The organism is Synechococcus sp. UW106 (assembly GCF_900474015.1).
Taxonomy (GTDB): domain Bacteria; phylum Cyanobacteriota; class Cyanobacteriia; order PCC-6307; family Cyanobiaceae; genus Parasynechococcus.
The window spans coordinates 1-16,718 of record NZ_UCNV01000009.1; the positions used below are offsets into that span (position 1 = coordinate 1).

Annotated in this window: 18 protein-coding genes and 1 tRNA gene; 10 read left to right on the forward strand and 9 right to left on the reverse strand. The window is 57.8% G+C overall.

The genetic code is table 11. The features are described from left to right. Positions 1-106 precede the first annotated feature (106 nt). The 4 genes from DXY30_RS07765 (at position 107) to aroC (ending at position 3,627) form a co-directional block, all read left to right on the forward strand. Positions 107-1,159: an FUSC family protein gene (locus DXY30_RS07765; RefSeq protein WP_137006818.1), complete on the forward strand. Its 1,053-nt coding sequence runs from the start codon at positions 107-109 to the stop codon at positions 1,157-1,159. Positions 1,160-1,279: 120 nt separating this feature from the next. Beyond that, complete coding sequence (locus DXY30_RS07770; RefSeq protein WP_115094297.1) at positions 1,280-2,038, forward strand: aspartyl/asparaginyl beta-hydroxylase domain-containing protein; 759 nt, start codon at positions 1,280-1,282, stop codon at positions 2,036-2,038. Beyond that, on the forward strand, positions 2,035-2,493 hold the full coding sequence (locus DXY30_RS07775) for a cupin domain-containing protein (RefSeq protein WP_115094299.1): 459 nt from the start codon (positions 2,035-2,037) through the stop codon (positions 2,491-2,493). The genes DXY30_RS07770 and DXY30_RS07775 overlap by 4 nt, the downstream gene beginning before the upstream one ends. 39 nt (positions 2,494-2,532) lie before the next feature. Then, positions 2,533-3,627 carry a chorismate synthase gene (aroC, locus tag DXY30_RS07780; RefSeq protein ID WP_115025062.1) on the forward strand — a complete coding sequence of 365 codons (1,095 nt, stop codon included), beginning with the start codon at positions 2,533-2,535 and terminating at the stop codon, positions 3,625-3,627. A gap of 25 nt (positions 3,628-3,652) precedes the next feature. Here the strand turns inward: aroC and DXY30_RS07785 are convergent, their stop codons facing one another. The 5 genes from DXY30_RS07785 to DXY30_RS07805 form a co-directional block, all read right to left on the reverse strand. Then, positions 3,653-4,120: a hypothetical protein gene (locus DXY30_RS07785; RefSeq protein WP_115094301.1), complete on the reverse strand. Its 468-nt coding sequence runs from the start codon at positions 4,118-4,120 to the stop codon at positions 3,653-3,655. 62 nt (positions 4,121-4,182) lie between these two features. Then, complete coding sequence (locus DXY30_RS07790; RefSeq protein ID WP_115094302.1) at positions 4,183-4,884, reverse strand: bifunctional 4-hydroxy-2-oxoglutarate aldolase/2-dehydro-3-deoxy-phosphogluconate aldolase; 702 nt, start codon at positions 4,882-4,884, stop codon at positions 4,183-4,185. Next, positions 4,856-6,703, reverse strand: coding sequence for an ATP-dependent zinc metalloprotease FtsH (gene ftsH, locus DXY30_RS07795; RefSeq protein WP_115094304.1), 1,848 nt, complete (start codon positions 6,701-6,703; stop codon positions 4,856-4,858). The genes DXY30_RS07790 and ftsH overlap by 29 nt, the downstream gene beginning before the upstream one ends. Positions 6,704-6,747: 44 nt before the next feature. Next, a complete protein-coding gene (gene sat, locus DXY30_RS07800; protein ID WP_115024985.1) occupies positions 6,748-7,920 on the reverse strand; it encodes a sulfate adenylyltransferase in 1,173 nt (390 codons plus the stop codon). A 107-nt stretch (positions 7,921-8,027) separates the two neighbouring features. After that, positions 8,028-8,858 (reverse strand): photosystem II manganese-stabilizing polypeptide, encoded by an 831-nt coding sequence (locus DXY30_RS07805; RefSeq protein ID WP_115094306.1) that lies wholly within the window; start codon positions 8,856-8,858, stop codon positions 8,028-8,030. 156 nt (positions 8,859-9,014) lie between these two features. Here DXY30_RS07805 and DXY30_RS07810 point away from each other — a divergent pair, with 156 nt between their 5' ends. Continuing rightward, complete coding sequence (locus tag DXY30_RS07810) at positions 9,015-9,284, forward strand: hypothetical protein (protein ID WP_244281335.1); 270 nt, start codon at positions 9,015-9,017, stop codon at positions 9,282-9,284. Here DXY30_RS07810 and coaBC read toward each other — a convergent pair. Together coaBC and DXY30_RS07820 are read right to left on the reverse strand one after the other, a co-directional pair. Next, on the reverse strand, positions 9,257-10,543 hold the full coding sequence (coaBC, locus tag DXY30_RS07815) for a bifunctional phosphopantothenoylcysteine decarboxylase/phosphopantothenate--cysteine ligase CoaBC (RefSeq protein ID WP_115094310.1): 1,287 nt from the start codon (positions 10,541-10,543) through the stop codon (positions 9,257-9,259). The genes DXY30_RS07810 and coaBC overlap by 28 nt on opposite strands. Further along, complete coding sequence (locus DXY30_RS07820) at positions 10,533-10,733, reverse strand: DUF2555 domain-containing protein (protein ID WP_115024981.1); 201 nt, start codon at positions 10,731-10,733, stop codon at positions 10,533-10,535. Before DXY30_RS07820 ends, coaBC begins: the two co-directional genes overlap by 11 nt. Positions 10,734-10,799: 66 nt before the next feature. Between DXY30_RS07820 and DXY30_RS07825 the strand changes: the two genes are divergently transcribed. From DXY30_RS07825 to DXY30_RS07840, 4 genes are all read left to right on the forward strand, one after another. Then, positions 10,800-10,872, forward strand: a tRNA-Ala gene (locus DXY30_RS07825). Positions 10,873-11,061: 189 nt separating this feature from the next. Next, a complete protein-coding gene (locus tag DXY30_RS07830; protein ID WP_115024980.1) occupies positions 11,062-11,262 on the forward strand; it encodes a hypothetical protein in 201 nt (66 codons plus the stop codon). Between the two features lie 124 nt (positions 11,263-11,386). Next, positions 11,387-11,818, forward strand: a complete 432-nt coding sequence (locus DXY30_RS07835; protein WP_371638757.1) for a DUF565 domain-containing protein — start codon at positions 11,387-11,389, stop codon at positions 11,816-11,818. Between the two features lie 70 nt (positions 11,819-11,888). After that, complete coding sequence (locus DXY30_RS07840) at positions 11,889-13,403, forward strand: NAD(P)/FAD-dependent oxidoreductase (protein ID WP_115094314.1); 1,515 nt, start codon at positions 11,889-11,891, stop codon at positions 13,401-13,403. Here DXY30_RS07840 and DXY30_RS07845 read toward each other — a convergent pair. Both DXY30_RS07845 and DXY30_RS07850 read right to left on the reverse strand, forming a co-directional pair. After that, positions 13,343-14,392: an aspartate carbamoyltransferase catalytic subunit gene (locus DXY30_RS07845; protein ID WP_115094316.1), complete on the reverse strand. Its 1,050-nt coding sequence runs from the start codon at positions 14,390-14,392 to the stop codon at positions 13,343-13,345. The two genes, DXY30_RS07840 and DXY30_RS07845, sit on opposite strands and share 61 nt — an antisense overlap. After that, the gene (locus DXY30_RS07850; RefSeq protein WP_115094318.1) at positions 14,389-15,012 is read right to left on the reverse strand and encodes a DNA-3-methyladenine glycosylase; all 624 of its coding nucleotides are present in this window, start codon (positions 15,010-15,012) and stop codon (positions 14,389-14,391) included. The genes DXY30_RS07845 and DXY30_RS07850 overlap by 4 nt, the downstream gene beginning before the upstream one ends. A gap of 116 nt (positions 15,013-15,128) precedes the next feature. On the opposite strand from DXY30_RS07850, the gene DXY30_RS07855 reads away from it, so the two are divergent. Then, the gene (locus DXY30_RS07855) at positions 15,129-15,911 is read left to right on the forward strand and encodes a glycosyltransferase family 25 protein (RefSeq protein WP_115094320.1); all 783 of its coding nucleotides are present in this window, start codon (positions 15,129-15,131) and stop codon (positions 15,909-15,911) included. Positions 15,912-16,718: the final 807 nt, after the last annotated feature.

Here is a 16,718-nt window from a genome sequence, read left to right on the forward strand (position 1 = left end):
AACAAACGATTCAGATCAACTGAATCGGAAAGCCCCCTCTCACGAGGGGGCTTTTTGTTGGGCAAAGAGCCGACAGCGCCAAGATGACGGCAGCAGTGATCGCTCATTGGCGCATCCCTCAGTCAGAACCGGGTTCTGGAGGGACCCATCACTGCTGACCTTCAACCGTCCAGACCATGCACCTTGGGGGGATGTCATCCGAGGTGCAGTCATTACGACAGCACTGGGCTGGTTGGTTCTGGCATTTGATGCACCAAGATCACTCATCCCGATCACCCTGGGAGCAACCTTCACCGCCATCGCCGAGACAGGACCAGGGAGTGATCATCCCTGGGAAACGATGGCCTGGACCTCCGCTGGATTGGCACTAGGCGCAGGTCTGGGAGCGGTTGTAGCCGACAACGCTTCAATCGCGGTTCTTATAAGCGGTGCGATGGGCTTGATCTGCACCTTGATCGCTGCCCACAACGCTCGCACCGCTCTATCAGGCCTGCTGACCCTGGTGGTGTTCACTATTTACGTGGGCTACCCGGGACCCGCCGAGGCCGTGCTCACTCAGACGAGCTTGATTTTGCTTGGTAGCTGGGTTCAAACCCTCGCATGCATCGTGATGCGATCCCTCACAAAACGCCGACACCAACCGAAAGAACAACGCCCACGATTCATCGACATCAGCCAATGGCAGAGCACCCAACATCTGCGCCATGGCATCCGACTCGCCATCACGCTGATGGTGGCGACAGCACTTTCGGAATCAAGTGGGTGGGCCCATCAGTACTGGCTGCCGATGTCAGTGGTCTGGATGAGCAAAGTGAACCAAGCCAACACCAGCAGTCGGGTGCTGCACAGGTTGCTGGGGACAATGGTCGGGCTGAGCGTGATTGGGCTTCTCACGCATTGGATGAAATTGCACGGGAATGAATGGCTACCTGTATCAGTGCTGGGAGCTGGCTTGCTGATTGCCTACATCTGGGTGCACTACGCCACCGCCGTTGTCGGCGTCACGCTCTATGTCGTAGCGGCATTCGCCATGGTGGGTGATCCAGTCGACGAAACGATCATCTATCGGATGCTCGATACAACTCTTGCAGCGGCGTTGGTCGTCGGTGCTGCATGGATCGACCAACGACTGCAAACGGGGCTCCGCGTCAAGAACTGATGCCAAACAGCTAACTAGCTGGAGATTTGGACTTCCGTACGTTGTCTTTATCCATCAAGAGGAGACCACCCAAGTAGGCATCAGCATGCAAAGCTCCTCGGTCAAGAGAAGCGGCAGAGCGTGAGCAGCCCAACGGCCAAGCGGAAACAACGCAATCCAATCCAACGCGTGATTCGCTGGGGTCCATGGCATTACCGGTTCTGGCGTGAGATCGCACGCTGGTGCTACGAACAATCCCTGCACAATCCAGCGGTGGTTGCAGCGGACGATGGCTTCCCAGCCCATCGGCAGCTGTTGGAGTCCTACACGCAGATCCGTCAGGAAACTCTGGAGGTCGCCCTATCGGGGCGCCTGCCGGCCAACCACGAAATCATGCAACAGCAGCGCACGCTGTATGAATTCGACCGCAAGGTCTGGGGAATGCTCCCCTTGCGGGGCTATGGCTACAACTACCCCGCCAATCAGGCCCTGATCCCTTCTCTGCGGAACTTTCTGCAGCACCACCCCGACGTCGTTTCAGCTGCCGTGAGCCTGTTCCCCCCGGGGAAGGTTCTGAGGCCTCACAAAGGGCCCTTCAAGGGGGTTTGGAGGTATCACCTGCCTTTGTATGTGGAGAATTTTGGTGACGGCCGAAGTTCCTGCGAGCTGATGATTGATGGCCAGAACTATTACCTGAAGGAAGGTGAGGGATTTCTCTGGGATGACACCTTCTTGCACTCAGCCATCAATCGCTCCAACCAGCCAAGAGTGGTGTTGCTGTTCGACGTCTTTCGCAAGGATCAACCGATTTGGCTGATCGGGATGAGCTGGATCTTCCTCTGGGTGGCTCAGATCTGGCAGCACGTCAAGAAAATGCGCCAGCGCGCAGGTCTGCAATGAACCAAGTGGAGACCCTGATCCAACAGCTCCAGTTGATTCCCCATCCGGAGGGAGGTTGGTACCGCGAGTTGCACCGCAGCCCGGAGCAGGTTCAACGCCAAGACGGGGCCAAGCGATCGGCATTGACGGCCATTCTCTTTTTGCTGCCAGCCGGTGCCATCAGTTGCTGGCATCGCGTGATCGGTGCCGACGAAGCCTGGACGCACATTGATGGAGCCACTCTGGAGCTCTTTCAGTGCCAGGCGAATGGCACAGCGCTGCAACGGGACCCACTGAATGCATCAAACCCTGTTCAGGTCGTTCCAGCCAATGCCTGGCAGGCGGCGCGCAGTCTGGGTGAGTACACCCTGGTGAGCTGTTGTGTTGGTCCGGGATTTGACTTCTTGGATTTCGAGATGGCTCGGCAACAACCCACGACAGACCGTCTGAAATTGCCCCATCCGGAGTTGATCTGAACCGATGGCTTCGTAGCCTCATCGCATCGATCAATGGCCATGGGCAGCAGCTTCGGCGACCTCTTCCGGATCAGCACCTTCGGTGAATCCCACGGGGGAGGAGTGGGCGTGATTGTTGAGGGCTGTCCACCACGGCTCAACCTCAGTGTCGCGTCAATTCAGGCCGACCTGGATCGACGGAAGCCTGGGCAAAGCCACATCACAACCCCGCGAAAAGAAGCGGATCAGGTGGAAGTCCTCAGTGGCCTACTGGATGGAGAAACCACCCTGGGGACCCCGATCGCCATGGTCGTGCGCAACAAGGACCAACGGCCAGGGGATTACAAGGACATGGCGGTCGCCTTTCGGCCATCCCATGCCGATGCCACATATCAAGCCAAATACGGCATCCAGGCGCGCAGCGGTGGAGGTCGTGCGTCAGCGCGGGAAACAATCGGGCGCGTCGCTGCGGGTGCGATCGCAAAGCAGCTGCTGAAACAGTCCTCAGGGACTGAAATCCTGGCCTGGGTCAAGAGGATCCACAACATCGAAGCCTCCGGGATCGACCCGCAGGAGGTTCAGCTGAGCGACGTGGAATCCAACATCGTGCGCTGTCCCGATCCAGCGGTGGCCGAGCAGATGATTCAGCGGATTGAAGCCATCGGCCGCGAAGGAGATTCCTGCGGTGGGGTGATCGAATGCGTGGTGCGCCATCCCGCCATTGGCTTGGGGATGCCGGTATTCGACAAGCTTGAAGCCGACCTCGCCAAAGCGGTGATGTCGCTGCCCGCTACCAAAGGGTTCGAAATTGGTTCCGGTTTCAATGGCACGTTGCTGAAGGGCAGCGAGCACAACGATGCCTTTCTACCGAGCGACGATGGTCGTCTGAAGACCGCAACCAACAACTCTGGTGGCATCCAAGGGGGAATCAGCAACGGCGAGCCGATTGTGATCCGGGTGGCCTTCAAGCCAACGGCGACGATCCGCAAAGAGCAGCAAACCATCGATTCCGATGGCAAGGCCACCACGCTTGCGGGGAAAGGACGGCACGACCCCTGTGTTCTGCCCCGGGCCGTGCCGATGGTGGAGGCCATGGTGGCGCTCGTTCTAGCTGATCACCTGCTGAGGCAGCAGGGGCAATGCAGCCTTTGGTGAGCAGCTCACGTCAGCTCCAGTGAAGTCAGACGGAAGCCACAGCTGAACTGCCGTTGGAGCTAACGACCGCTCCAACGCTTTTCGCCTTCGCCGCGCTGCGGGTCCGAGTGCGTCGAGCGGGCTTTTTGCTGGCCTGCGCCTTGGCTGAGGCAGGTTTTTTGGCAGCCATCGTTTTCTTCACCGTCCGGCGCGTCCTGCCTGTCGTGGCACGACTGCGATGGCTCAGCACGAGAGCCCATTCCTCATCACTGAGAGTGGAGGGTTTGCTGCCGTGGGCATAGGAGAGTTTGGCGGCCTTTTCGATGTCCTTGATCAAATTCGTCCAGGACGTGGCAAAGCGCTTGTCTGACTGGGATTTTGCACCACTCTCCACCAAGGTCTCCACAACCCCTGCAGCAGAAACCTTTTTGCGCCGGCGATTGAAGATCTCCTTCTGAAGCTGAGCGATCAGGGCATCGGCCTTGTCGCTGAGCTTGATCGTGAGCTGCGACATGACGCAGTTAGATAGCTATCTCATCTGTAGCATCTTGGACGCATGCCAACAAGTCGGTGGCATCAAGGCTGAGTTGTCGATTGGCGCAACCAGTCGAGAAGTGCTTGGAAAGCAGGCGGCGAGCCCACAACCTTGCGCCCCAAAGCCACGGCACCATGACCAGCCTCAAGCCAGACAGGAATATCACCCACCTCAAGGCCACCCGCAGCGATCACGAAGGGCAAGGGGCCGAGAGGCGCATGCAATCGCCCCCAGTACCCGGGCCCAAGGTTGGCTGCAGGAAACAGCTTGACGACACGACATCCGAAGCGCAGGGCCTGATGCACTTCCGTAGGGCTAAAGACGCCAGGCACCAACAAAACTCCAACCTCCCTGGCTTGCTCCACTAGGTCTGGAGACCAGCAGGGAGCCATGGCATAGCTGAGGTTTAGGCATGACAGATCATTGAGCGCCTGAGGAGAGGTCACCGAAGCCGCTCCCAGATTCAAACCGGGACATTGATCCTGAACCCGTTGCATGAACTCGCCCCAGCCCGGCTGATTCAGCCAGGCCACCTCGAGATGGAGCAGTCCTGCAGCGTGAAGTTGCTGCACTTGATCCAACAGAACGGATCCCGATGCTGAAGGCCCGAGATCGTCGGGTTCAGGCCTGACGACCAATAAAAGAGGCTGGTGCTGTAGGGATGCCACGAAGAGCTCCTGCCGCACCAGCCAAGGGTTGGATGACGAATCGAAATCAGACGTATTCGGCGACCTGGACGTCACGTTTGATCAGAAGCTCCTGAAGCTCTTCAGCATCAACAGTCTCCTGTTCAACGAGCATCTCCGCCAATTCATCAAGAACGATGCGGTTGTCGACGAGAACCTTGGTGGCGCGCTTGTAGGCCACATCCACCAACTCAGAAACCTCCTTATCGATCATCGCGGCGGTTTCCTCAGAGAAATCGCGCTCGGCCGCAATATCTCGGCCGAGGAACATGCCGCCCTGAGCACGACCCAGTGCAACTGGCCCCAACTCGTCGCTCATGCCAAAGCGGGTGATCATCTGGCGTGCCGTCGAAGCAACCTGCTGAAGGTCATTAGAGGCACCCGTGGTGACCTCGTCTTCGCCGTAGACGATTTCTTCAGCGACGCGACCACCGAGGGCAACAGCCATCTGATTCTGGAGATAAGCCCTCGAATACAGACCCGACTCCATCCGCTCCTCACTGGGGGTGAAGAACGTCAAACCACCGGCGTTACCACGGGGAATGATGGAGATCTTCTGGACAGGGTCGTAGTCAGGCATCAGGGCACCCACGAGAGCATGACCCGCTTCGTGATAGGCGACCAGACGGGCTCGACGTTCGCTCATCACCCGATCTTTTTTCTCCGGACCAGCCATGACCCGTTCAATGGCATCGCTGATCTCGTCGTTGCTCACTTCCGTGAGCTCACGACGGGCCGCGAGGATGGCGGCTTCGTTGAGGAGATTGGCCAGATCAGCACCGGTGTAGCCGGGTGTCCGACGGGCAACCTTGTCGAGATCGACATCCTTGGCCAGAGTTTTGCCACGGGCGTGGACACCAAGAATTTGTAGGCGTCCGGAATAGTCGGGCCGATCAACGGTGACCTGACGATCAAAACGACCGGGGCGCATCAAAGCAGCATCCAGCACATCAGGACGGTTGGTGGCCGCAACGATGATGATGCCGGTGTTGCCCTCGAAGCCATCCATCTCCGTGAGGAGCTGGTTCAAAGTCTGCTCGCGTTCGTCGTTACCACCACCTAGGCCTGCGCCACGCTGGCGACCGACAGCGTCGATCTCGTCGATGAAGACGATGCAAGGGGCGTTTTTCTTGGCCTGCTCGAAAAGATCGCGAACGCGGCTAGCACCAACGCCGACAAACATTTCGACGAACTCAGAACCGGAAATCGAGAAGAAAGGAACACCTGCTTCGCCTGCAACTGCTTTTGCCAGCAGTGTTTTGCCGGTTCCCGGAGGACCCACAAGCAAGACACCCTTGGGAATCTTGGCACCGACAGCCGTGAAGCGATCGGGGTTCTTGAGGAAATCGACGACCTCAGTGAGTTCAAGCTTCGCCCCTTCAATCCCGGCAACATCGGTGAAGGTCACCTGGGTGGAAGGTTCCATCTGGACCCTTGCCTTGCTTTTGCCGAACTGCATGGCGGGATTACCACCGCCACCGCCTTGGGCGCGACGGAAGAGAAAGAACAGACCGCCAAGCAAAAGGATCGGGAAGATCAGGCTTCCAGCTGCCTGCTGCCAACCAGGTGTCTGGCGAGAGGGTTGAACAGCGATATCAACGCTGTGTTCGGTCAGTAAGCCGAGCAGCTCACGATCTGGAGCCAGATTGACCTGTGCACGGCGGCCGTCGTTTTCGACCACCTGAGCCGTGCCCTGGTCGGGCGCAATCAGCACACGGCTGATCTGATCATCCTTCACTGCCTCAACGAACTCGCTGTAGCGCATGGTGTTCACCTGGGGCTGGCTGCCACCACCACCAATGAACGCTGGTGCAATCACAACAATCGCCAGGACCAGAAGGGCCCCGAGACCGATATTTCGCCAACGCTTGTTCACAGGTCGCCTCGTAGATGAAGGAATGTTAAACGGGTTCTCAGCCTTCAGGAGGCGCGGAGCACCTCAACCACGCTCTTGAAGGCGAACCATTCGGGAATTTCCTCCCCGCCGCGCAGCATTTTGCGGAACTGGGTGCCACTGAGCTTCTTCACGTGCAGGCCACGGGCTTCGGCATGCTCCGCCGTCACATAACCCTCTTCCTGGGTGTAAACGAGGTTCAGCGAAGGAACCGTTTCCATCGTCAGCTCGGGCGCACACTCCTTGGCGAAGTTCTGAGCGTCGTAGGGGCCGTAGAAGTCGTCACCGGTCAGAGACGATTTGCAGCCCGCCATATCGCGGCCAATGATGAAGTGAGTGCATCCGTAGTTGCGGCGGATGATCATGTGCTGAAGGGCTTCACGCGGGCCTGCCATATGCATTGCGTAGGGCAAATAGGCCCAGCGAATGCTGTCGTTGTTGACTTCAGCCGCAAGACGCTCATAGGTCTGGAAGCGAACGGCACCGGGGATGTCGTCCTGCTGCGTGGGGCCACAGGTCGGATGGACCAGCACCACAGCGTTGTCGCTGACGTTCTGTGCGTGCAAAGCACGGGTGAACAATTCGTAGTGAGCGCGGTGAATGGGGTTACGGCACTGGAACGCCACCACGTCCTCACCTTCAGGCAGCCCTGCCCGCACCTCTGCCGGGGTCTTGCAGGGGAACACCCGCTCGGGGAGAGCGAGACCCTTGAGGCTTCCACCCAGATAGAAGCGCTTGCGCTCCATGGTGATCATCCGCACCGCAGGATGCTCAATGGAGGTGGTGCCGTAGCAACCCTTGGCTTCGGCCACTTTGTCGGGCTCCCACTTGTCCTCCACCTCGAGAACAGCCAGATCCTGGCCCTTGTAAGTCAGAAGCAAGGTGTCACCGACCGCGACGTCATCGCGGTCGGTGTCCATGACGATCGGCAGGCCGAACAGCTGACCTGCAGCAAGACGATGACCATTGACGACTGAGTTGTAGTCCTCCTGGTGCATAAACCCACGCAAGGGGGAGAAACCACCGACGCAGAGCAGCTCAACATCGCAAGCGTTGCGATCGGAGCACTCGATCGTTTTGGTTGCGGAGGCTTTAACGGCGGCACAATCCGCATCGGCCACCATCAGATCAACCAGAGTTCCGCCATAGGGAGCGATCACACCGGATCGCTGGGCGGGAGCGGAAGCACTGGCGGTCATGGCTGCAGAGAAAGATCGGGCGATTCTCCCAGATCACCGGAGGATTGCAACGGATCAAAAAAAAGGGGGCCTAAGCCCCCGAATGCAACCTGTTCTGGTGCGTGCGATCAGGCCTCTTCAAGGCGGCCATACAGCTCGCCGGTGATTTTGATATCGACCACTTCACGACCACCCATATCGGAGTCGGAGGGTTGGATGGCGCTGAACACCCCAGCAAATTCCCCTGTTTCAGGATCGACCTGAGTGATGGAGAGGCTCATCGTTCCAACGCCATCGATATAACGCTTGTTGTTGTCCTTCTCGAGTTTCTCGTCGTCGCCACCAAGGGCGACAAGTCCCTGGGCGTACTGAACACCAGTGGTAAGAGCACGACCCTTGGGATCGATGAAGTTGCTGGTGCGGTAGCTCGGCGTGCGATAGGTGCCTTCGAAGTCTGTGCTGGTAGTCAGAGCAGCACCTTCAGCAGTGGCATTGAGTGACTTACTAGAGAAGGTGAAGGGGAACTCCTCACCACCGGGCACCAGAACAGTGATCGGCTGAAAGTCGATACCGCCCTTCTCCTGGAATTGGAGCCCGGCTTCTGTGACGGTGAGATCTCCGAAGACAGAGTCGAGACTGGACGTATAGCGGGTCAGGATCTTGCCCTCGACGAATTCAGCCTGCTGACGAATGTTCTTGGGCTCTTCCTTGGCGTAGACCTGAACGGGATGCATACAGATCTCGCGCAGCTCGTAGCTCCCACCAGCAGTCAAAGGAATCGAGCCACGAGCTGAGTCCCCGATGGTGGGGCAATCGTTTGCTTTGCCGGTGTTGTGGATGTCGTCGTAGGTGACATTGGAGGCACCACGCTGAACAGATTGACTGTCGCCGCTACAGGCCGTGGTGAAAAACGCGAGGCAGAGCGCCAGCACGACGGCCAGCAGAGGACGAATGCGCATGGAAAAAGCCAGTCGGCTGAACGCTAATGGGGACGGAATGCCGTCGAATAAGGATCCTACAGGGCGAAAAATGGCGACAGGGCTAGCCTTTTGCAGCTCTAAACAACTTGTCGAAAGCGCGTGACCTCAAACGATCCAGCCTCGACCAAGGAAAGGATGGCTCCTTCGCTGGCCGCCCTGGGCGAGCTGGCAGAAGAGTTGCGGGGAAATCCGGAATCACTTCTCATCCTGCTGCGCGAACTTGAAGCCCTGCATCGGGACGTTCAGGACGGACCATTCCGCCAGAGCCTTCCCGAAAACCGCCAGAAATTGTTCACATTGCTGCAGGGCATGGAGAAAAACGGCGGTTGGCCTTACATCCCAAGGCTTCAGCTGCGCACCTTCATCGACCTGCTCGGTCAGGAATCCACCAACGCCGCGGCCTGATCTCGAAGGTTGAACAAGGCATCCAACAGCTGGTGGGAAAGCGTCAGCTTTGACGTCACAGGCAGGTTCCGGCTCCCACCTTCCCCCAACAACCAACCTCCATTCGGTTGGTTACCAAAACCCTGACCATCACGGTCTACGGGATTCACCATCATCAGATCACAGCCCTTCTCCAGCCGCTTGCGCTCAGCCTTCTCCAACAGATGCGTGTCATCACCTGTTAGCGCTGAGAATCCGAGAACTAACTGTCCAGGGCGACGTTGACGGGTCAGATTTGACAGCACATCAGGCACTTCGGTCCAACCGGACGACAAAACATCCTGAAGCTGCTTTTTGGGCATTTTTTCCTCAGAGGCAGCCTCCCGCCGAAGGTCAGCGACAGCGGCAGCCATCACAAGCACATCAGACGTCGGCAATGCCAGTTGCAGTGCTGAGCTGAGCTCAGCCGCAGTCTCGACCGGCGTGCATTGCAACCCCTCAAGCCAGGCATCGGGAAGATCCAACGGACCATGCACCAACTGCACGGTTGCCCCTCTGAACCGTGCAGCTTGCGCCAGGAGCACTCCCATTCGACCGCTGCTGCGGTTGCTCATGAAACGGGCCGCATCAATGGACTCCTGGGTCGGTCCAGCCGAGACCAGAACAGACATCCCCGACCAATCACAGGTAGCGACAGGAGCATCAGCGCCTCGGCTGAAGACAGATTCCGCCGCCAACTGAATCAAGGTCGGGTCGGCCATTCGCCCATCACCGACGCGATCGCAGGCCAGGAGACCGGACACCGGCAGCAGAGGGACCACCTTGGGGAACTCTTGGATCTGCAGCCAGTTCCGCTGCGCCGCAGGATGGCGCCACATGGCGGTGTTCATCGCCGGGGCTGCAATCACCGGACCTTCCGTTGCCAGCAAGACGCTGGCCAGCAGGCCATCCGCTGAACCCTGGCTCCAGCGCGCCATGCTGCTGGCACTCAGGGGCGCGACAATGGTCAACTCCGCCCACTCGGCCAATTCAATATGAAGCGGTCGGGGCGCGACGGGATTCCACTGATCCGCCTCGAGGTAACAGCGATGGCGGCTCAGGCTTGCCAGAGCGATTGGGCTCACCAACGCAGCACCACTCGGTGTGACAAGGCAGCGCACTTCTGCGCCAGCCTTCACCAGCGCACTCACCAACAACGGCGTTTTCACCGCAGCAATACTGCCGCTGACGGCCACCAGCACACGCCGCCCGTAGAGCGACGACGGCTTGTCAGTCCTCATCGAAGGGTTCCTGGTCCACAAGGTGGTGGTAAGGCAGGATCAGTTCGGGGCGGTGGATGGCCAGGGCACGAAGAAGGTGCCAGTCAGACAAGCTGTCGAATGGCGAGGGATAGTCGTCCTCTTCGAGGCGACGGGCAAGTTCTGCCGTCGACGTCTCGTCAAAAGCATCCAGCCGTTCCTGCGTGAGCATCAAGCAGTCATCAGACGCTATTGATGACATTTTGACGCAGGCTGTGCCAGCTAGCGTTAGCCATCCGGGGAATTAGCTCAGTTGGTAGAGCGCTGCGATCGCACCGCAGAGGTCAGGGGTTCGAATCCCCTATTCTCCACTGCGTTTTTGCGGCGTCGCCTGCCACTGATCGGCCTTTTCGCGCTTGTGCTGTTCAGCACCGTGGCACGACCATCAGCCCTCCTCACCTTCGCACTCCTTGCCGCTGCCGGTGCGATAAGTCGCGCCCCATCACGCCGGATGTGACCCTTTATGAGGTAAAAGGGTGTTAAGTAATCCCCTGTAGCCGATGTCGCAATCGAAGCGCGAGCAGGTCGTTAGTCATCTGCGCTACATCCGCCAGGAACTGCGTGAAATGCACCAGGGCGTGATGGAAGACGGTTTACTCCCCGAGGCTGGCGAAGTGCGGGGTGTGATGGCGCAAATGGAAGCGCTGCTGGAGCTCCTCGAAGGCAAAGCGTCCAGAAAAGCGAAAGCTGAGACTAAATAGCCTGCAGCGCAACCGCTTGCCAAAGCCTCCAACACTGGCTTTGCTTCGGCAGTCCCCATCACTTGGCCCGGGCTCGTCCCGGGTTTTTCATTGAAATCTGCTATCAGTAGTGTCTGATGCCTGCATGCTGCCTAGGTGTGGTGTAGACAGGGTGAGGCAGGGGCATGGCCGGGTGATGGGGATCACTGGACTCAACCCTGCCTCTTCCCCCGAAATCAATGCCGTGCGACGGCTCCAATCCACACGATTGCAAACCAACGTTGGTACAGCAATCCAGAGACTGGATCGCTGGTCACGCAACCCATGGCGGAGATTGTCTTTATTGGCCCTTGCAGGCCTGATCGGATTTTTGATCGGTAGCGCGCTCACCTCCATCTCCGGTGTTCTCGGTCAAATGGACCCAGTGGCTGCACTTCTGGTGGTGCTAGGTGCTGAACTCACGATTCGACGACGACGCAGTGCAAAGCCCTCGCTGAAACTGCCGCAGCAACTGCTTGATCTTGGTCGCATTGGCTTTCTCTACGGTCTTTTTCTCGAAGGGTTCAAGCTGATCTGAAGCGGAACCGTTCAAAGCAGACAAAAGAGATTGCGGTTCATACCATTCGGGAAGAATCCTCCGGCTGCAGATGGCAAGCAACCATTACTTCCTGGAGCTTGAACCACCTGCCGAGCGCTTGCGTCATGCCCCGCATGTGGTCATCGTCGGCGGCGGCTTTGTCGGGGTGCATGCCTGCAAGGCCCTGGCCAATGCTGATGTGCGCATCACCTTGATTGACAAGCGCAACTTCAACCTGTTCCAGCCGCTGCTGTATCAGGTGGCCACCGGATTGGTCTCAAGGAGTGATGTGGCCACGCCGCTGCGCGAACTGGTGGGCAAACAAGAGAACGTGCAGGTGTTGCTGGGGGAGGTCACCACGGTGAACCCGGAGGGCAAACAGATTGTGTTCAACGGCAAGGCCTACAGCTATGACCATCTGATCCTGGCCACAGGATCGGGCAGCACCTACTTCGGCCACGAAGACTGGCGCACATTTGCGCCCCCGATGAAAATCCTCGAGCACGCTGAGGAGATACGCCGCCGTCTGCTGATGGCGATGGAGCAGGCAGAACAGACACCGAATCCCAAAGCTCGTCAGTTCCTGCAAACGGTGGTGATCGTTGGAGCTGGGCCCAGTGGCTGCGAAATGGCTGGTGCCGTTTCAGAGCTGATGCGGTGGGCCTTGAACGATGCTTTCAAGCAGCTGGATCCCCAGAAAACGCGGATCGTGTTGGTGGATCCCGGCGACAGGGTGCTGAAAGCGATGCCGGCTGAGCTCTCCGAGAGGGCCCTGAAAGCCTTGGAGGCAGATGGCATCGAATACATGCCGGAGAGCCGCGTCCAAACCATGCGGCCCGGAGAGGTTGTGATCGGTGGACCCAATGGAGACGTTCGGGTCCAAGCGGCAACGGTGATCTGGACCGCTGGCGTCAAGGCATCGCATCTTGGGCAGAAGCTGACGAATGCAACCGGTTGCGAGGTCGATCGCGGTGGACGGGTCGTGGTCAACCCCGACTTTTCGATCCCGAGCCACCCTGAGATCCGGATCGCAGGAGATCTCTGCAGCTACAGCCACACCGTGAATGGCAAGCCGCTTCCAGGAATGGCGGCTCCCGCCAAACAGGCCGGCACGTTCATCGGCAAAGACATCGCTGCGATCGTGGCAGGACACGCCCGACCCACGTTTCGCTACGTCGATTTCGGCAGCATGGCTGTGGTTCATGGCAGTGCCGTTGCCGACCTGCATGGCTTCAAATTTTCAGGACGGCTGGGCCTGCTGCTGTGGGCCATCGTTCACCTGGCCTTGATACCGAACCGAGAGAACCGAATCACCTTGAGCATCAAATGGCTGTACGCCCTGGCGACCCGGCAACGTGCCTCCGTTCTGCTCACAGGCATGCCCAGCCAGCATCTGGCCCTTGATGCAGAAGATGCTCATTTCCCGATGGCCAGCGGAACGGGCCCGTCAATCGCCGAACCCGATGCTGCCCTCAAGGCAGCGATGGACTACTACGCCCACCAACTCACTGGCCTCCCTCAAACTCAGGAGCTGCTCGACACCAAGGAAGCCTCCGTGACGGATTCAGAGGCAGCCATTAAATAAAGCAAGGCCATCCGGGTGGGCACGCCGTTCCTGACCTGCTCTTCCACCAGGCTGACGCGCGGGTCATCCAAGAGCGACCCGGTCAATTCAACGCCTCGGTTCACCGGACCAGGATGCAGAACTGGAACCTGCTGACCGCAGAGCTGCATGCGCTCATGGCTCAGTCCGAAGTCGCGGTGGTAGCGCTCCAGGCTGGTGAGCAACTGCTGGCCCATCCGTTCCTTCTGAAGCCGCAGTGTCATCACGGCATCAGCTCCTGGAAGCGCATGCTCCAGGCGCCGTATCACGCTGACCTTGCCCCGCTGCGGCACCGGATCTTTGAGCAGACCTGGGGGCGGAGCATCAACGAAGGCCGCAAAATCCACTGGGACGAGGCTCGGCGGACCACACAACACCACATCAGCTCCACAGGCCGTCAAAGCCCAGAGATTGGAACGGGCCACCCGCGAGTGAAGAATGTCGCCAACAATCACAATGCGGCGTCCCTGCAGCGATTCCGGCATGGGGTGCTGAGGGGAGAAATGCCGTGCCAGGGTGAGCAGATCCAGCAGTCCCTGACTGGGATGGCTGTGGAGACCATCACCACCATTGAGCACGACGGTGCGTTCACCCATCTGCTGCAGGTCCAACGCCAGTTGCTGCGGCACACCGGTAGAGCGGTGGCGCACCACCAACACGTCGGCACCCATGGCCACGTAGGTGCGCGCCGTGTCGAGAACACTTTCCCCTTTGCTGAGAGAGCTGCTGGAGGGTGAAAAGCTCATGACGTCTGCCGACAGACGTTTGGCCGCCAGCTCAAAACTGCTGCGGGTTCGGGTGCTGGGTTCAAAGAACAGCGTGGCGACCAAGCGGCCTTGCAGCGCAGGAAGTTTTCGGGCACCAGTGATCGGAAGCGAACGAAACCGCTGGGCCAGCTCAAGCACCGCAGCGAAGTCTTCTCGCGAGAACGACGCGAGATCAAGAACATGCCGATGCGGCCAGCCACTCATGAAGGTTGCTCCAGCGATGGCGTCCAGCTCTGTGCCTTGGGCGGCATGCGATCACCCCGGGCTCGCCTGCTGACACTGCGACTACTCCGCAGATACCAGCGCCACGGGGTTGCTGCGCCCTGGGAGATGCCGATCCGCGTTGTTGTCACAAGATCCTGGCTGGCAAACGTGTCTGACCTCAGGGCCATCCACACCTCATGTTCGCCCGTCACCGGACAACTGTCATCACTGCGATCAAGCCCAAAACGTCGCGCGAGCAAACCGGGGCCTGCCGCGATCCGCTCCGGTTCATCAGGAAGGGCCACCGCGCGCAGCAACACACCGTTGGCCCATCCCCCCCGATCGGTGACCACGTTCACGCAGTGGTGGATGCCGTAGCTCACATACACATAAAACCGCCCTGGCTCACCGAACAGGGTTGCGTTTTGAGGCGTACGGCGCCGATAACCATGACAGGCGGGGTCGTCCTGGGAATACGCCTCTGTTTCGACAATCACGCCCCAGAGAAGGCGTCCATCGTCTTGGCGTTTCACCAACCGACAACCAATGAGCTCAGGAGCGACCAGCTCAGCAGGACGGGCGAAAAAGGCTTGAGGGAGCGCTGGGAAATCCTTGGCGATGGGCTGAGAGAGGGGGGGGGATGGAAGTGGCTTTGGGGATAGAGATCTATTTGACTGGAGTTGGACCTGTCACCCAATGCTGACTATCCTCAAAAAAATCAGTTAATTGTGCAGATATGAGGAGCTTTGGTGGCACCACAAAACACTCAACAAAATCCAACAAGACACCGTGGAAGTGCATCGCGATCACGCTAGACCCAGAAGGCAAGCGGTATAAGTCTTTTTCAGGAAACAATAGCCATCTCAAAATAGAGACTTTTCAAGGGATCAAAGGCGCAGATTTATCAAAGGAAGAAATAATCAGCAAAGGGCTTGCCACGAAAAATCTTGTGCAATCGGGATTGTCAAGTGATGGCGGAATCGGGTGCGCATCGTCGCATAGGGAAATTTGGCGCAAAGCAGCCAGGGAGGGGCTTGGATACTTCGTATTAGAGGACGATGCTTACACGCATCCCGGAATTAACAACTTCATCAATAACAACCTCTCCCGGTTAATGAATATCGACATATGCCTTTTCGGAATCAACACAAACAGCATCCTCCAAAGCGTCTCACCCACCGGACTCGGCAGTGTCAGCATATTTAAACCAAACCACCCAAATCAGGAATGGATTAATAATGCCTTCTCAAAAACAAACGATCAAAAAATAGAACTGCATAGACTAATAAAAGCTTTTGGATTATGCGCATATTTTATATCACCCAGCGGAGCAAAGAGGCTAGAAGAAAAGATATTTCCTCTGTCAACCAGGGTTACGCGAATTCCGTTAATCACGGACAAAATGCCAGCCTCTGGGGTAGACAGGGCAGCAAACGGCGCATATTCTCAGCTGCAAGCTTTTGTAACCCAACCATTTTTAGCGTATACGCCTAACACCGACTCAACGACAAAGCGATAGTGCGCCAATAAGCATTCACCCTCCTTCCGGCTTTTTGCATTCAAATTGCACCTGCTTCGCTACTGTTGGCAGGGTATTTATAAGCCCTATCGACCTTCTGCACCTCAAGCAGCATTACCTCTTCAACATCAGGCAGGGGAATGGTGATTGTATGGATTTAACAGCTTCTTTGGTCTCCAGATCAGCCAGCGAAGCTTATATTTCCTCAACGCCTAATATGGAACGCCAATGCCCTTTGAGCTTGATGGTAAACAGCTGGCGGTTGCCCCACTGCATTGGCGCTAAGGGCATCAGTCCAAGATGACGCGATCGCTCAAGCCACGCTGCTCTCTACAACCGGCACAGGAACTTCTTAGCCTCACTAAGATTACGCATAGATTCTCATAATACTTCAGCAACCTGTAAAAGGTAATTCAGCTGCCGAGGGTTTGCTCTCCAATCTCAACCTCAGTGCGCAACAAACCAGACTGCTTTCCATACATTAGCTGATATGCCATCAGGGTGTATTCAAATATGCCCTGCCGACAGTCACTCCAGGTTTATAAAATAATGGCATGACCCTTAGCGACTAAGGCTAGGACCCTCCAACGACTCAGACGGTTGATGAACTCATCACGCCCATCAATCCGCACCCGAAGCGGCAAGCTATTTTGTTTATCCGCAGCGAGAGAAGCTACTTCGAGAAAGGTCAACGTCTGATGCCTGGGCTAGAGCCACCTCCCACCTCAATCCAAGGCATTCGCCTGTAGCCCTGCGTAGCAGAGGGCATGTTGGGAGAAAAATCTGGATAGGGCATGTGGTACTGGC

Coding starts and splice junctions, on each gene's coding strand:
- DXY30_RS07835 (WP_371638757.1), top strand. CDS start 11,387: ATGCTGCCTAGGTGTGGTGTAGACAGGGTGAGGCAGGGGCATGGCCGG.
- DXY30_RS07785 (WP_115094301.1), bottom strand. CDS start 4,120: ATGTCGCAGCTCACGATCAAGCTCAGCGACAAGGCCGATGCCCTGATC.
- coaBC (WP_115094310.1), bottom strand. CDS start 10,543: ATGAGGACTGACAAGCCGTCGTCGCTCTACGGGCGGCGTGTGCTGGTG.
- DXY30_RS07775 (WP_115094299.1), top strand. CDS start 2,035: ATGAACCAAGTGGAGACCCTGATCCAACAGCTCCAGTTGATTCCCCAT.
- DXY30_RS07810 (WP_244281335.1), top strand. CDS start 9,015: ATGGCTCCTTCGCTGGCCGCCCTGGGCGAGCTGGCAGAAGAGTTGCGG.
- sat (WP_115024985.1), bottom strand. CDS start 7,920: ATGACCGCCAGTGCTTCCGCTCCCGCCCAGCGATCCGGTGTGATCGCT.
- DXY30_RS07840 (WP_115094314.1), top strand. CDS start 11,889: ATGGCAAGCAACCATTACTTCCTGGAGCTTGAACCACCTGCCGAGCGC.
- DXY30_RS07805 (WP_115094306.1), bottom strand. CDS start 8,858: ATGCGCATTCGTCCTCTGCTGGCCGTCGTGCTGGCGCTCTGCCTCGCG.
- aroC (WP_115025062.1), top strand. CDS start 2,533: ATGGGCAGCAGCTTCGGCGACCTCTTCCGGATCAGCACCTTCGGTGAA.
- DXY30_RS07845 (WP_115094316.1), bottom strand. CDS start 14,392: ATGAGTGGCTGGCCGCATCGGCATGTTCTTGATCTCGCGTCGTTCTCG.
- DXY30_RS07830 (WP_115024980.1), top strand. CDS start 11,062: ATGTCGCAATCGAAGCGCGAGCAGGTCGTTAGTCATCTGCGCTACATC.
- DXY30_RS07820 (WP_115024981.1), bottom strand. CDS start 10,733: ATGCTCACGCAGGAACGGCTGGATGCTTTTGACGAGACGTCGACGGCA.
- DXY30_RS07855 (WP_115094320.1), top strand. CDS start 15,129: ATGAGGAGCTTTGGTGGCACCACAAAACACTCAACAAAATCCAACAAG.